At 70.7% G+C, this 13,558-nt stretch carries 13 protein-coding genes; 1 reads left to right on the top strand and 12 read right to left on the bottom strand.

Going from position 1 to position 13,558, the window contains the following annotated elements:
- Positions 1–16 precede the first annotated feature (16 nt).
- Both NO900_RS12610 and NO900_RS12605 read right to left on the bottom strand, forming a co-directional pair.
- Positions 17–586, bottom strand: coding sequence for a hypothetical protein (locus NO900_RS12610; RefSeq protein ID WP_256409572.1), 570 nt, complete (start codon positions 584–586; stop codon positions 17–19).
- A 116-nt stretch (positions 587–702) separates the two neighbouring features.
- Entirely contained in the window at positions 703–897 is a 195-nt protein-coding gene (locus NO900_RS12605) for a cold-shock protein (RefSeq protein ID WP_256409571.1), read from the bottom strand.
- Between the two features lie 325 nt (positions 898–1,222).
- Here NO900_RS12605 and NO900_RS12600 point away from each other — a divergent pair, with 325 nt between their 5' ends.
- On the top strand, positions 1,223–1,990 hold the full coding sequence (locus tag NO900_RS12600; RefSeq protein ID WP_321169229.1) for an MATE family efflux transporter: 768 nt from the start codon (positions 1,223–1,225) through the stop codon (positions 1,988–1,990).
- A 21-nt stretch (positions 1,991–2,011) separates the two neighbouring features.
- On the opposite strand, the gene NO900_RS12595 is transcribed toward NO900_RS12600, so the two are convergent.
- The 10 genes from NO900_RS12595 to NO900_RS12550 form a co-directional block, all read right to left on the bottom strand.
- Positions 2,012–2,269, bottom strand: coding sequence for a DUF8119 family protein (locus NO900_RS12595; protein WP_256409570.1), 258 nt, complete (start codon positions 2,267–2,269; stop codon positions 2,012–2,014).
- Between the two features lie 112 nt (positions 2,270–2,381).
- Positions 2,382–2,843, bottom strand: a complete 462-nt coding sequence (locus NO900_RS12590; RefSeq protein ID WP_256409569.1) for a universal stress protein — start codon at positions 2,841–2,843, stop codon at positions 2,382–2,384.
- Positions 2,844–2,846: 3 nt separating this feature from the next.
- Positions 2,847–4,574, bottom strand: a complete 1,728-nt coding sequence (locus tag NO900_RS12585) for a VC_2705 family sodium/solute symporter (RefSeq protein WP_256409568.1) — start codon at positions 4,572–4,574, stop codon at positions 2,847–2,849.
- Positions 4,571–5,107 carry a DUF4212 domain-containing protein gene (locus tag NO900_RS12580; RefSeq protein ID WP_256409567.1) on the bottom strand — a complete coding sequence of 179 codons (537 nt, stop codon included), beginning with the start codon at positions 5,105–5,107 and terminating at the stop codon, positions 4,571–4,573. Before NO900_RS12580 ends, NO900_RS12585 begins: the two co-directional genes overlap by 4 nt.
- A 112-nt stretch (positions 5,108–5,219) precedes the next feature.
- A complete protein-coding gene (acs, locus tag NO900_RS12575) occupies positions 5,220–7,214 on the bottom strand; it encodes an acetate--CoA ligase (protein ID WP_256409566.1) in 1,995 nt (664 codons plus the stop codon).
- Between the two features lie 144 nt (positions 7,215–7,358).
- Positions 7,359–9,143 (bottom strand): bacterio-opsin activator domain-containing protein, encoded by a 1,785-nt coding sequence (locus NO900_RS12570; RefSeq protein ID WP_256409565.1) that lies wholly within the window; start codon positions 9,141–9,143, stop codon positions 7,359–7,361.
- A gap of 191 nt (positions 9,144–9,334) precedes the next feature.
- Positions 9,335–9,571 carry a DUF2061 domain-containing protein gene (locus NO900_RS12565; RefSeq protein WP_256409564.1) on the bottom strand — a complete coding sequence of 79 codons (237 nt, stop codon included), beginning with the start codon at positions 9,569–9,571 and terminating at the stop codon, positions 9,335–9,337.
- A 72-nt stretch (positions 9,572–9,643) separates the two neighbouring features.
- The gene (gene acs, locus NO900_RS12560; protein ID WP_256409563.1) at positions 9,644–11,602 is read right to left on the bottom strand and encodes an acetate--CoA ligase; all 1,959 of its coding nucleotides are present in this window, start codon (positions 11,600–11,602) and stop codon (positions 9,644–9,646) included.
- Positions 11,603–11,695: 93 nt separating this feature from the next.
- On the bottom strand, positions 11,696–13,051 hold the full coding sequence (gene hflX / locus NO900_RS12555; protein ID WP_256409562.1) for a GTPase HflX: 1,356 nt from the start codon (positions 13,049–13,051) through the stop codon (positions 11,696–11,698).
- Positions 13,048–13,398, bottom strand: a complete 351-nt coding sequence (locus tag NO900_RS12550) for a DUF2209 family protein (protein ID WP_256409641.1) — start codon at positions 13,396–13,398, stop codon at positions 13,048–13,050. Before NO900_RS12550 ends, hflX begins: the two co-directional genes overlap by 4 nt.
- Positions 13,399–13,558 lie beyond the last annotated feature (160 nt).

Raw genomic sequence — 13,558 nt, 5'->3', positions numbered from 1 at the left:
ACCGCCGCCGGACGAGTCAGTGCAGCGTCCCGTCCCGGACGTGCGCGTCGTGCGCGAACAGCGCGTACCCCACGTCGACCGCCCGGCGGCCGGTCTCGTCGGCGATCTCGCGGATCGGCCCGATCATCGTCACGTAGTCGGCGGCGTCGAACGACTCCTTCCGCCCGTCGAGGTACCCCAGCCGCTCCAGCGACGCCCACACGCGGGTGTCGACGACCGCGTGGCGGTCGCCGTCGAGCGCGGCGACGACGCACGACGCGGTCGGCGCTTTGAACCCCGAGAGCCCCGTGATCAGGCGGAGCGTCGAGAAGTCGCCGTCGACTGCGCGGGCGTTGCGGGTCACCTCCCGGCAGCGCTCGGGCGGGTTCGCCTCGACGTGGTACGCGCTCCGCGTCGACGACTCGTAGGCGATCTCGTACAGCCCCTCGCGCGTCAGGTGTCCCTGCGACCGGTACCGCTCGCCGAACTCGTCGAGCCGCTCGGGGAGGACCCCCTGCGTCTCGGCGTAGCGGTCGAGGTTCTCGGCGACGAACGCGTCGAGATCGGTGACTTCCGGATCGCCGTCGCCGGTGCCGTCGGTCTCCATGTCGGCCCTCGCGGCGCGGCGACCAAAATTCCGGCGCCGCCGCTCGCCGAGTCATATACGCGGAACGCGTTTCGAGAGCTGTCCGCCGTCGCCGGTCGCGGGTACGGCCGAGCGAGCTACAGCCGAGTGAGGTTGGTCGCGCGCGGACCCTTCTCCGCCTCCTCGATCTCGAACTCTACCTCCTGGCCTTCCTCGAGGTCGGGGCCGCCGACGTCTTCCATGTGGAAGAACACGTCCTCGTCAGCCTCGTCGGTCTCGATGAATCCGTAGCCGCCGGTGTCGTTGAAGAAGTCGACCTTGCCTGTCGCCATCGCACCCGGAACCACTCCCGACTGGGCCATAAGTGTTGCGTGCGCGCCCAGCGCGTCCGGTTCGGACGCGTTTGGCCGGTAAAAACTTTGAAACGGTTTTTCCGGGTCTACGAGAGGAGGAACCCGACGCGTCGACACCGTCCCGAAGCGTTAGGTCGCGAGCGATCTCCCCCGAACGGGACTCGCCGTGGGAAACGACGACGCCCGGGTCGACATGACGGCGGGGGCGATCGCCCCGAAGCTGTTCGACCTCGCGTAGCCGCTGGTGCTCGGCAACCTCCTCTAGGCCCTGTACAGCCTCGCGGGCAGGTTCTGGGTCGGGCGGGTGAGCACCGAGGCCGTCGCCGCCGTCTTCGTGGCGGCGCTCGTCGCGCGGTTCGGCCCGGCCGCGACCGCGGCCTACGGGATCGGCGTCAGGCTGATGTCCGTCTCGTGGTCGGTAACGGGCGCGGTCGGGCAGGCGACCGCGACCGGAGTCGGACAGAACCTCGGGGCCGAGACGCCCGACCGCGCCGTCGCCGTCACCCGCGTCGCCACGCTCGGAACGATGGCGCTGCTGGGCGTCGCCGGCGGCGCGGTCTGGCTCTTCCCGGCGGCCGCGATGCGCGTCTTCATCGACGACCCGGCGACGGTCGGCGAAGAGGTCGTCTTCCTCCGCGTCATCGCGCTGTCGTGGGCCTTCTTCGGCGGGCTCATGGTGATACAGGGCGCGTTCCGCGGCGCGGGCCACACCAAGGCGGCGCTGGCGCTCTCCCTGCTCTCGCGCTGGGCGGTCCGGATCCCCCTCGCCGCCCTGCTCGCGTTCGGCGCGGTCGGGGTCACGCTCGGCGGTGTCGCGGTCGGTCCCGTCGACGTCCCCTCGATCGGGGTCGGCTACGTCGGCCTCGACTGGGGGGTCGTCGGGCTGTGGTGGGCGTACGCGACGGCCGCCGTGGCCTCCTTCGCCGTCGGCGCGGCGTGGTTCCTGCGCGGGACGTGGACGGAGGGCGTCGTCGGGAAATCCGACGGCGCCGCGGTCGCACCGGACGCGGACGCCGTCGACGATGACGGCGGAGCGGACCCGGACGACTCGGTCGAGGCGCTCGACGACTGAGGGGAGGCGAGGGCGCCGCGGCTACCGCTGCCGCTTCGCCATCTCCAGCGACAGGAAGAAGCCGAAGTACGCCGGGATCCCGGCGAGCATGAACATGTACAGTACCCACTGCGGGGTGTTCGCGAACGCGAAGTCGTACAGGAGCGACACGACGGTCACCCAAGCGATCGCGAACACGAGGTCCTGGAGCATACCGCCCCGGTTCTCGCTGACGTGCGATCGGACGCGGTCGACGGGGCCCTCCTCGTCCGGGTCGTCGATCGGATCTGTCTCGGTCATGGGCGAGCGTGTCGGTCGGAGTACGTGGGTGTACCGATAGCGGATCGGTCGGGGACCGGGCGAACGCGAGGCGGGGACGGGCGGCGGGCCCCGAGTCGGTCCCCGTCGAGGTTCAGTCCTCGTCGAGGTAGTCGACGACGAGGACGGGGACGTGCGTCGAACGCAGCGTCCGCTCGGTGACGCTCCCGAGCAGCGCGCGCCGGACGCCCGCGCGGCCGTGGCTCCCCATCACGATGAGGTCGATCCCGTTGTCCTCGGCGTAGTCGCCGATCACCTTGTGAGGCCGCCCGCCCGAGACGTGTTCGACGACGTCGATGTCGCGTTCGGCCCCGCGGCCGGCGACGACGCCGGTCGCCTCGTCGGCCTGCTCTTTCAGCTCGCCCATCTCGTCGAACCGGCCCTGCTTGAGCCGATCGACCTGTTCGGTCCCGAGGCTGAAGTTCACGGAGTCGATGTCGACCACGTACAGCGCGTGGACCTCGGCGCCGTACTTCTCGGCGAGGTCGAGCGCGTGGTCGACGGCGGCCTCCGCGACGTCGCTTCCGTCCGTGGGAACGAGGATGCGTTCGTACATGGATTACTCCTCCGCGCCCGCGTCGTCCGCTGCGCGGCCGCCATCCGTCGCCACGTCCTCACCGCCGTCCGCGGCGACGACGTCCTCGGCCGTCTGCTGTTGCCCCATCGGTTCGGGGCTGTGACACTGCCGGACGATACGCTTCGTTTCGAGCGACGGCTCGTCGGTCGCCATCGAGACGACGACCGTGACCACGATCACGATGGGCAGCGTGACGAGCGCCGAGCCGATGGCGGGCATCCACTGCGCCAGCCCCGCGGACAGCGGCGCTTCGAGCGAGCCGATGTACGTCGGGACGATCTGGTTGATCATCGGGATCGACCAGAGCGTCAGCCCGGTCGTCATGCCGGCGAGCGCGCCCTGCCGGTTGGCGTTCTCCCACCACATGCCGAGGAAGAACATCGGGAACAGCACGGAGCCGGCGAGCGAGAACGCGTAGCCCACGAGCGCCGCGATCGAGGAGGCGGGGTTCAGCGCGGCCAGCGTCGTCAGCGCGCCCAGCGCGACGATCGAGAGGCGGCCGACGAGGATCTGCTGGCGCTGCGTCGCGTCCTCGTTGATGATGTTGGTGTAGATGTCGTGGCTGATCGCCGAGGAGCCGGCGATGAACAGCCCGGCGACGGTCGCGATGGCCGCGGCGATACCGCCCGCCGCGACGATGCCGACGAACCAGTCCGGGAGCCCGGACAGCTGCGCCGCCAGCACGACGATGACCTCGCTGGCCGCGCTCGTCATGCCGGGGTCGCCGTAGGTGGCGCCGACGTTCTGCGAGTAGAGGTCGGTGCCGAACGCCGCGAACGCCGGGGCGCTCCAGTAGAGGATACAGATGAAGAACAGCCCCCAGACCGTCGACCAGCGGGCCGTCCGCTCGCTCTCGACCGTGTAGAACCGGACGAGGACGTGCGGGAGCCCGCAGGTGCCGACGATGAGCGAGAACGTCGTGGCGACCCAGAGGTAGTAGCTCGACGTGGCGAACGGCTCCGAGAACTCGCTGCCGAGCTGACTGATCAGCGCGCCGTACTCGAGCTGCGGCAGCACCGTCGAGTAACCGTTGGTGTAGCCGACGACGAACAGCCCGACGACGAACGCGAGGATGAGGATGACGTACTGGACCGCCTGGTTCTTCGTGGCGCCCAGCATGCCGGACAGCGTCAGGTAGCCGACGGTGACGACCATCATGGCGACGACCATCACCTGGTACCCGTCGAGGCCGGGGATGAGGCCGCCGTAGTTACCGAAGATGTACAGGCCGACCAGGGCCATCCCCTTCGCCTGCCCGATGGCGTAGACGAAGCCGATGAGGAACGTCGTCACGGCCGCGATGGCGCGCGCGGTGTCGGAGTTGAAGCGGTCGCCGACGAAGTCCGGCGCCGTGTACTTCCCGAACCGGCGGAGCTGCGCGGCGAGGAAGATGAGCAGGATGAAGTAGCCGGTCGTCCAGCCGACGACGAACACGAGGCCGTAGAACCCCGCGAGTGCGATCGACGCCGCCATCCCGAGGTACGACGCCGCCGACATCCAGTTCGCCCCGATCGCCATCCCGTTCTCGACGTTCCCGATGGACCGACCGGCGACCCACATGTCGTCGGTGTCGGCGACGCGGAAGACGAACCCGATCGTGAGGAACAGCCCCAGCATCCCGATCACGAGGAGCGCCGGCCCGATCTTGAACGAGATGTCGAGGGCCTCGGGGAGGAGGTCGCTCTGTAGGAGGAGCGAACTCGCCGTCATTCGTCGGTCCCTCCGTCGGTCGCCGCGACGTCAGCGCCGCTGCCCGTCTCCGTGACGGTCGCGTGTTCGATACCGTACTTCTCGTCGAGCGCGTCCCGCTTTCGCGAGTACCAGAACGCCAGGATCAGCGCGCTGGTCGGCGCCCCGAACGCGACGAGGAAGTAGTGGAGCGGGAACTGGAGGATCGGCATCTGACTCGTCATCGGGCCCGGCGCGAGCCGCGTCAGGGTCACCGGCCCCCATACCGCGAGGACCCAGGCGGCGAACCCCGTCCAGACGATGCGGAGGTGATCGCGCATGTACGGCGTGCTCGGGTTCAGGATGTTCACTTCCGCACCCAGGTAGTCGGTGTCGCTGTGCTCCTGTGCCGCAGTCGCGGCGACGCCGCCGTCGGTGGCCGCGTCGTCAGCTGCGCGACCCCCATCGGTGGCCGCGTCGTCAGCTGCGCGACCCCCATCGGTGGCCGCGTCGTCCGCCGCGCGGCCACCGTCGGTGACTGCGCCGTCCGAACTTCGTGAGCTATCGTCTGTCATGTGTTGTGGTGTGTATTGTCGTGGTCCGTCTGTGCGATTTTATCGTGATATTTACGTCCGGTGTCGTGCGCTCCGTCTCTCGTTCGTCACTCGGAAAACGGGACGTCCTGGGCTACTCGCCCGTCGCCTTCTGCTGGATCTCCTCGACGATCTCCGGGTTCCGGAGCGTGCTCGTGTTCCCGAGCTCCTTGCCGTCGGCGATGTTCTCCAGCAGGCGGCGCATGATCTTCCCCGAGCGCGTCTTCGGCAGGTCGGGAGTGAACACGACCTGCTCCGGCCGGGCGATCGGGCCGATGGCGTCCTCGACGCCCGCGACGATCGCGTCGCGGAGCTCGTCGGTGCCCTCGTAGCCGTCCTCGGTCGTCACGTACGCGTAGACGGCCTCGCCCTTGATGTCGTGGTCGCCGCCGACGACGGCCGCCTCCGCGACGCCCTCGACGCCGACGATGGCGGACTCGATCTCCATCGTCCCCAGCCGGTGGCCGGAGACGTTGAGCACGTCGTCCACGCGACCGAGGACGGTGATGTAGCCGTCCTCGTCGATCTTCGCGCCGTCCTCCGGGAAGTACACCCAGTCCTCGGGGTCGTCGCTGTCGGTGTCGGAGTACTCCGCCCAGTACTCCTCGATGTAGCGCTCGTCGTTGTTGTACAGCGTCCGGAGCATGCCGGGCCACGGCTTCTGTACCGTGAGGTAGCCGGCCTTCCCGGGCTCTACCTCGTCGCCGAGGGTGTCGAGGATCTGGACGTCGAGGCCGGGCAGCGGCGGTCCCGCCGCCCCCGGCTTCATGTCCTTGATCCCGGGCAGCGTCGTCACCATCATCCCGCCGGTCTCGGTCTGCCACCACGTGTCGACGATGGGGCACTCCTCGTTCCCGATGTGCTGGTAGTACCACTTCCACGCCCGCGGGTTGATCGGCTCGCCGACCGTGCCGAGCAGCCGCAGCGAGGAGAGGTCGTGGCGGTCGGGGTACTCCTCGCCCCACTTCATGAACGCGCGGATGGCCGTGGGCGCCGTGTACAGCTGGGTCGCCTCGTGCTCCTCGACGATCTCCCACAGGCGGTCCTGTTCGGGGTGATCGGGCGTCCCCTCGTACATCATCGTCGTCGTCCCGAGCGCGAGCGGCCCGTAGACGATGTAGGAGTGCCCCGTGATCCAGCCGATGTCGGCCGAACAGAAGTACGTGTCGTCCGGCTTGATGTCGAGGACCGACTGCGAGGTCCACGACACCCACGAGAGGTAGCCGCCGGTCGTGTGTTTCACGCCCTTCGGCTCCCCCGTCGTCCCCGAGGTGTACATGAGGAACAGCATGTCCTCGGCGTCGCGGGTGACCGGCTCGACCGCCGCGCCCTCGTGGTCCGCGACGAGGTCGCCGTAGTCGAGCTGGTCGTCGCCGAGCTCGTGGCCGAAGTCGTCGCCGTTCGGGCCGAGCCGGTCGACGACGACGGTCGTGGTGTCGTGGTCGACGCCGGAGAGCCCCTCGTTCGCCTTGTCGAGGTGGTCGAGGGGGTCGCCGCGCCGGTAGTAGCCGTCGCAGGTGACGAGGTACTCCGAGTCCGCGGAGTTCATCCGCGTCGCGAGCGCGTCCGCCGAGAAGCCGGCGAAGACGACGCTGTGGGGCGCACCGATGCGGGCGCACGCCAGCATCGCGATCGGCAGCTCCGGGATCATCGGCATGTACATCGTCACGACGTCGTCCTCCTCGACGCCCTGCTCGCGGAGCGCGGCCGCGAACTCGTTCACCTCGCGGTGGAGCTCCGCGTACGTGTACGTGCGATCGTCTTCGTCGACCGGCTCGCCGACCCATTCGATCGCGGCCTCGTCGCCGCGCTCGTCGAGGTGGCGATCGAGGCAGTTGGCCGACGCGTTCAGTTCGCCGCCGGTGAACCACTCGTAGAAGGGCGGGTCGCTGTCGTCCAGCACCTGGTCGTAGTCGGACTCCCAGTCGAGGAGGTCGGCCGCGGCCTCCCAGCACTCCGGCCAGTTCTCGTCGAACTCCTCGTAGATCTCGGGGTCGGAGACGTTGGCCTGCGCCGAGAACGACTCGGACGGCTCGAACACCTCCTGCTCCTCCAGTCTCGCTTCCAGTTGACCGTCACCCTCTGTCATGGTACGGTCGTATCCAACCGATCTCGCCATATAAACGCTGGCGCTAAATACGAAAAATCGTGACGGATTCGCGGCGCCGCTCGCGGCCGTCTCGGGTCCGGATCGGGCGCCGCGGCACCCGCGCCGGGAGGCCCGGATCCGGCTTCAGGGCCGCTCCCGGTCGTCCCGCTCGAAGAGGCCGTCGAGGAGCGCGCGCTGGGCCTTCCGGAGGTGGTTGTGGAACGTCGGGGAGGAGACGTCCATCGCGTCGGCGACCTCCTCGGCCGTGCTCTCCCGGGGCCAGTCGAAGTAGCCGCCGTGGTACGCGGCCGACAGCGCGGCCCACTGGCGGTCGGTGAACCGCTCCGCGACCCCCTCGCGGAACGAGGACTCGGAGCGCGACGACCGGGCGACGGACTCCTTGCTCGCGAGCCGGGCGTCGTCGAAGGCCGCCCGGAGCCCGTCGGCCACCGGCCTGACGTCGGCGCCCTCGGGCAGATCGGCGACGACTCGCACGCGGCCGTCCTCCGCGGTCGCGTCGCGGACGGTCGCGCCGTGCTCCGTGAGCGTTCGCACCGCCGACCCGCCCTCGACGCGCACGGACACCGCGCAGCCGTCCTCTCTGGTCTCGATCACCCGCAGGTCGGAGACGCCGTCGGCGTCGTCGACGACGTCGGCGACGCCCTGCGGCCTCGCCCCGGCGGCGGAGAGGTACAGCCGAGAGGCCTCGTCGGTGACGCCGACGGTGGAGTCGAGCTCGATCCGACAGCCGAGGGCGTCGCTCGCGAGGGCGAGGAAGGCCCCGTCGTCTGCGGTGTGGAACTCGACCTCGGTGACGGCGTCGGAGTGGAGGAGGTCCCGCCACCGGCCGGCCGTCACCGCCCAACCGAGACACCGGCCGAGCGCGACCAGCTCCCGCCGCTCGGCCGTCGAGACGGGCGTTCCGTCGGCGGCGACGACGCAGAGCGCGCCGTGCGTCACGTCCCGGTAGCTCGCCGGGACGGCGATCCCCGGTCGCCCGTCGGCGGTCGGCTCGCCGTCCGTCAGGACCGGGTCGCCCGCCTCGATCGCGTCGAGCCACGGGCCCTCCCGCGTGACGCCGCGGTCGACGAGGACCTCCCGCTCGACGCCCGCGGCGCCGACGACCTCCGTCCGGCCGCCGTCGGTCGACCCGCGGACCACCCACGCCTCGGCCCACCGATCCGACTCGGCCAGCCGCTCCGGGACGGTCGCGAGCGGCGAACTCCGGTCCTCGCCGTCGGCGAGGGCCTCGAACCCGCCGAGCGCGGTCGGCTCTCCCCCGTCCGGGTCGCCGGTCGCCTCGGCGCTCTCGGCGGTCCCCGCCCCTCCGGCGGTCCCCGCCCCTCCGGCGGCCCCGCCGGTCCCGACGGCCCCGGCGGCGGCGAACGCCTCGGCGATCTCCCGCCCGTCGAGCGGGCCGAGGAACTCGTCCAGCGTCCCCATCGTCTCCCACCCCCCGGCCTCGCGCACGGCGTGGGGATCGACGCCGCGGTCGACGAGCAGCCGGCGCGCGAAGGCGCGGCGGAGGTCGCGGGGCGTGACGTCGGCCGGGACCGCGCCGCCGCTCCGCGCCGCCGCCCGCTCGGCGGTCCCGCTCACGATCATCTGGACGCGGCGGGGCGAGACGCCGACGAACGGCTCTCCCGCGCCGAGCCCCTCGCTCTCGGCGTACCGTCGGAGCTCGGCCGCCAGCGAGGCCGGGACGGCGGTCTCGCGGTCGATCGTCTCCCCCGTGTCGTCGGCCGGGACCGCGAGGAGACACACCTCCGAGGCGACCCCCGGGCCCCGGAGGTGCCGCGGCGCGACGCGGGGTATCTCGGCGGTCCGCAGCCCGGCCTCGCCGGCGAGTCGAACCGCGACCGCGGCGCGGTACGTCTCGGCGGCGGCCACGAGCGCGTCGTACGCGTCGGCGTCGAGCTCGGTGACCATCGGTTTCGTAAATACATAGAAACCCGAAGCAAAAGAGTTCCGCCCGTCTCCACTCAAACGGCTCTAAAGCTAATATACTCTCGACGGACCCGGAAAAACGGTGTTGAGCGGGTAATCCCGACCGCGTTCTGTTTCGGTTTTCGAATTATTTACGAAACGAGCTTCGCTCCGCCGGGGCGAGGACGACCCCCTCAGACGCCGTCGGCGATCCCCCAGGCGACGTGGTCCCACAGCCGCTCGTACGCGTAGTACGTCGCGGTCTTGACGACGTTGGCCACGAGTCCGATGTTCACGGCGGCGCCCGCGTCTCCGACGACCGCCCACGCCACGAGCACCGTGATCGCGACCATGAGCGCGCGGTAGCAGAGGGTCTTCGCGACCGCTCGCTTCCGGTCGTGAAGCGCGGAGCGGGAGACGAGCGTTCCCATACCGACGGGTCGGACGCGACGCTTAAGAAACCCATAGACGTTTCTAACTATCTTCAAAGAAACTATTTGTGGTTACTCCTCGCGAACCGACGACTCGATCTCGCCGACGACCTCGGGGTTCCGGAGCGCGCTGACGTCGCCGAACTCCTCGCCCCGGGCGATGTCCTCCAGCAGGCGGCGCATGATCTTCCCCGAGCGCGTCTTCGGGAGGTCCGGGGTGAACACGGTCCGGTCCGCGCGGGCGAGGTCGCCGACGGAGCGGGCCAGCTCGTCGCCGATCGCCGCCCTGAGGGCCTCGTCCGGCTCGACGTCGCTCCGGGTCGTCACGTAGGCGACGATGTCGCCGTCGCCGTCGCCGACGACCGCGGCCTCCGTGACGCCCTCGACGCCGACGATCGCCGACTCCAGCTCGGCGGTGTTGAACCGCCGCGCCCGCACGTTGATCACGTCGTCGACGCGACCGAGAATGGTTACGTAGCCGTCCTCGTCGACGGTCGCGCCGTCGCCGGTGCGGTAGCGCCAGCCGTCCTCGGCCTCGACCCAGTACTCGCGGCGGTAGCGCTCGTCGCCCTCGCGGAGCCCGCGCAGCATGCCGGGCCACGGCGAGTCGATCGTGAGGTACCCCGGTTCGCCCGGGTCGACCGGCTCCCCGTCCTCGTCGACGACGCGCGCGTCGATGCCGGGCAGCGGCGGGCCGACCTTCCCCGGTTTCATCGGCGTGACCCCCGGCAGCGTCGCGAGCGCGATGGCGCCCGTCTCGGTCTGCCACCACGTGTCGACGACCGGGGCCTCGCTCCCGCCGACGTGCTCGCGGTACCAGCGCCACGCCTTCGGGGTGATCGACTCCCCGACAGTGCCCAGCAGGCGGATCGACGAGAGGTCGTGGCGGTCGGGGTACTCCGCGCCCCACTTCATGAACGACCGGATCGCGGTGGGGGAGGTGTAGAAGACGCTGACCGCGTTGCGCTCGATCAGGTCCCAGACGCGGTCGCGGTCCGGGTAGTCCGGGGACCCCTCGTAGAGGACGGTCGTGGTCCCGACCGACAGCGGACCGTACACGCCGTAGGAGTGGCCGGTGATCCACCCGATGTCGGCGGCGCACCAGTAGGTGTCCTCGGGTCTGACATCGAGGACGTTCCGGGTGGTCCACGCGACGTGCGCGAGGTAGCCGCCGGTCGCGTGCTCGACGCCCTTCGGGCGCCCCGTGGTCCCGGAGGTGTACATGACGAAGAGGAGGTCGGTGGCGTCGCGCGCGACCGGGTCGACCGTCTCGCCGTCGTGCGCGTCGACGAGCGGCTCGTACCCGTGCTCGTCGTCGCCGAGCGACACGTCGAGCGCGTCCCCGAGCCGGTCGACGACGACCGTCGCCGCGAGGTCGGCGTCGGCCCGGAGCCGGGCGTTGTCCGCCTTCGACTTCTGGTTGAACGCGTCCTCCCGGCGGTAGTAGCCGTCGCAGGTGATCAGGTACGACGAGTCGGCCGCGTCGAGCCGCGTCGCCAGCGCCTCCGCCGAGAGCCCCGCGAAGACGACGTTGTGTGGCGCGCCGATCCGGGCGCACGCCAGCATCGCGATCGGCAGCTCCGGGACCATCGGGAGGTACAGCGTCACCACGTCGTCCTCCGCGACGCCGAGCTCCCGCAGCCCGGCCGCGAGCGCGTTCACCTCGCGGTGGAGGTCGCGGTACGTGTACGATCGCCGCTCGCCGCGCTTGCCGAACCACCGGATCGCGAGCTGGTTCCCGCGCTCGTCGAGGTGCCGATCGACGCAGTTGGCCGCGGCGTTGAGCCGGCCGTCCGGGAACCACTCGTAGAAGGGCGGATCGCCGTCGTCGAGCACCGTCTCGTACGGGCGCTCCCAGTCGAGGAGGTCGGCGGCCCGGCGCCAGGCCGCCGGCCCCTCGGCCGCGAACGCGTCGTACACCCCCTCATCGCTCGCGACGGCCCGCTCGCTGAACCCGGTCGGCGGCTCGACCGCGTCGTCGTCGGCGACGAGTCGGTCCCGCCGTCGGCCGTCGACTCCGGCGTCGTCCATGGTATCCGTTCGCAAGTGAAGGAATGTATACTTTGTCCGAAACCCCGGGAGATGAGAGGGGCCGACCGGGGGAGGGGGGCGCCGCCGAGTCGTCTACGTCGACTCCGCGGGCGCGAGCCCCGCCGCCTTCGACCGGGCGCGGGCCACGACCGAGGGCTTGGCCTCGAAGTCGACGGTCACCTGGTCGCTCGCGTACGACTCCTCGTCGACGTGGCCGTGGTCGTGGATCCACGAGACGAGGCTCATCGCCTCGTCGGAGACGGGAAGGACGAGCCGCTCGCGCTCCCAGTCGGGGAGCTCGGCCTCGACGCGGTCGCGCAGCTCCGCGACGCCCGCGCCCGTCTTCGCCGAGACGGCGACCGGGTCCGGCGCGACGCCCGAGAGCGCGCCGCGCTTGTCGGCGAGCTCGCCGGGCGCGAGCCGGTCGACCTTGTTGAACACCGTGACGACGGGGGCCTCGTTGCGCTCGTAGAGGGTGTCGTGGCTCGTGACGAGCTTCTCGCGCATCGCCTCGACAGGCTCGCTCGCGTCGACGACGAGCAGCACGAGGTCGGCGCGGTAGACGGAGTCGAGCGTCGACTCGAACGACTCCACGAGCCAGTGGGGCAGGTCCGCGATGAACCCGACCGTGTCGGTGAGCAGGACGTCGCGCTTCTCCATCTCGGCGCGGCGCGTGGTGGTGCCGAGCGTGGTGAACAGCATGTCCTGCGACTCGGCGGTGGTGTCGAGGTCGGGGTGGCGGTCGGCGTTCTCGTCGACGTCGATCTCGGCCGCGAGCCGGCGCATCAGCGTCGATTTCCCGGCGTTGGTGTACCCCGCGAGCGCGACCAGGTCGAAGCCGGAGTCGCGGCGCTGCTCGCGGCGCGCCTCCTCCTTCTCCGCGATCGACTCCAGCTCGTCGCGGATCTCGGAGATCTGGCGTTTGATGTCGCGCTCGACGCTCTCGTCGTACTCGCCGAGCCCCATGAACCCGGGGCGCTCGTCGCGCTTCGCGAGGCTCGCCTTCGCCTCGGCGCGCGGGAGCTCGTACCGGAGCTCGGCGAGCTCGACCTGCAGCTGCGCCTTCCGGGTGTTGGCGCGCTGGCCGAAGATCTCGAGGATGAGCGTGAACCGGTCGATCACCTCGACGCCCTCGGGGAGCTTCCCGCCGACGTTGAACGTCTGGTAGGGCCCCACGTCGTTGTCGACGATGACGGCGCCGGCGTCGGTCCGGCGGACGAGCTCGCGCAGCTCCGCGACCTTCCCCTCGCCGAACATGAACGCGGCGTCCTCGGTGCGGGTCTGCGAGAGCTCGCCGACGACCTCGTACCCCGCGGCCGCGGCGAGCTGGCGGATCTCGGCCAGGTCGGCGTCGCCGGCGTCGACGCGCTTGGCGACGACCGCCCGCCGCTCTCGGGGGACCGATTCGGCGTCCGCGTCGGCGTCCGCGCCCTCGACGCTCCCCGTCATAAGAGGAGGTCTCGGGCGGCGTACGCGGCGTGGTGTGCTGCCTGCACTGTTTCGCGCTCCCCTATGCTCTCGACGTATTTAAACTCGGGTCGGAAGCTCGGCCCGACCCGCTCGGCCGGCTCCTCGTAGAACTCGCCGTGCTCCGCGACGATCGGGCCGTCCGGCGGCTCCGGCAAGTTCCCGACCGCGGTCGCCACGAGCTCGAGCGTCGCGTCGAGCGAGGGCCCCTCGCGCGCGGCGGCGAACCCCGTCCCCTCGACCGACCGGATCCGGGTCGAGTCGATCCGGGCGCGGACCGCGGCCGCGACCATCAGGTACTCGCCGTCCTCCTCGTGGCGGCCGCTGATGTCGACGCCGACGACCTCAGGGACGGGCGCCGGCCACCTCGGTTCGCCTGGACCGCGACGCCGCACCGGTCGATATCGGTTCCATGGCCCCGCGTACGTCGCCCGCCGAGTTGAACGTTTCCGTGGCGTGCGCGCCGGTCGGGCGACTCCGGGCCGCGGA

The sequence above is a fragment of the Halorubrum rutilum genome, assembly GCF_024494565.1.
This window is presented reverse-complemented; position numbering and strand designations above follow the sequence as displayed.

What these genes read in the sequence shown, in the direction of transcription:
- NO900_RS12610 (WP_256409572.1), bottom strand. Translation starts at nt 586, where the DNA reads ATGGAGACCGACGGCACCGGCGACGGCGATCCGGAAGTCACCGATCTC.
- NO900_RS12605 (WP_256409571.1), bottom strand. Translation starts at nt 897, where the DNA reads ATGGCGACAGGCAAGGTCGACTTCTTCAACGACACCGGCGGCTACGGA.
- NO900_RS12590 (WP_256409569.1), bottom strand. Translation starts at nt 2,843, where the DNA reads ATGTACGAACGCATCCTCGTTCCCACGGACGGAAGCGACGTCGCGGAG.
- NO900_RS12580 (WP_256409567.1), bottom strand. Translation starts at nt 5,107, where the DNA reads ATGACAGACGATAGCTCACGAAGTTCGGACGGCGCAGTCACCGACGGT.
- NO900_RS12565 (WP_256409564.1), bottom strand. Translation starts at nt 9,571, where the DNA reads ATGGGAACGCTCGTCTCCCGCTCCGCGCTTCACGACCGGAAGCGAGCG.
- NO900_RS12595 (WP_256409570.1), bottom strand. Translation starts at nt 2,269, where the DNA reads ATGACCGAGACAGATCCGATCGACGACCCGGACGAGGAGGGCCCCGTC.
- NO900_RS12570 (WP_256409565.1), bottom strand. Translation starts at nt 9,143, where the DNA reads ATGGTCACCGAGCTCGACGCCGACGCGTACGACGCGCTCGTGGCCGCC.
- acs (WP_256409566.1), bottom strand. Translation starts at nt 7,214, where the DNA reads ATGACAGAGGGTGACGGTCAACTGGAAGCGAGACTGGAGGAGCAGGAG.
- acs (WP_256409563.1), bottom strand. Translation starts at nt 11,602, where the DNA reads ATGGACGACGCCGGAGTCGACGGCCGACGGCGGGACCGACTCGTCGCC.
- NO900_RS12585 (WP_256409568.1), bottom strand. Translation starts at nt 4,574, where the DNA reads ATGACGGCGAGTTCGCTCCTCCTACAGAGCGACCTCCTCCCCGAGGCC.
- hflX (WP_256409562.1), bottom strand. Translation starts at nt 13,051, where the DNA reads ATGACGGGGAGCGTCGAGGGCGCGGACGCCGACGCGGACGCCGAATCG.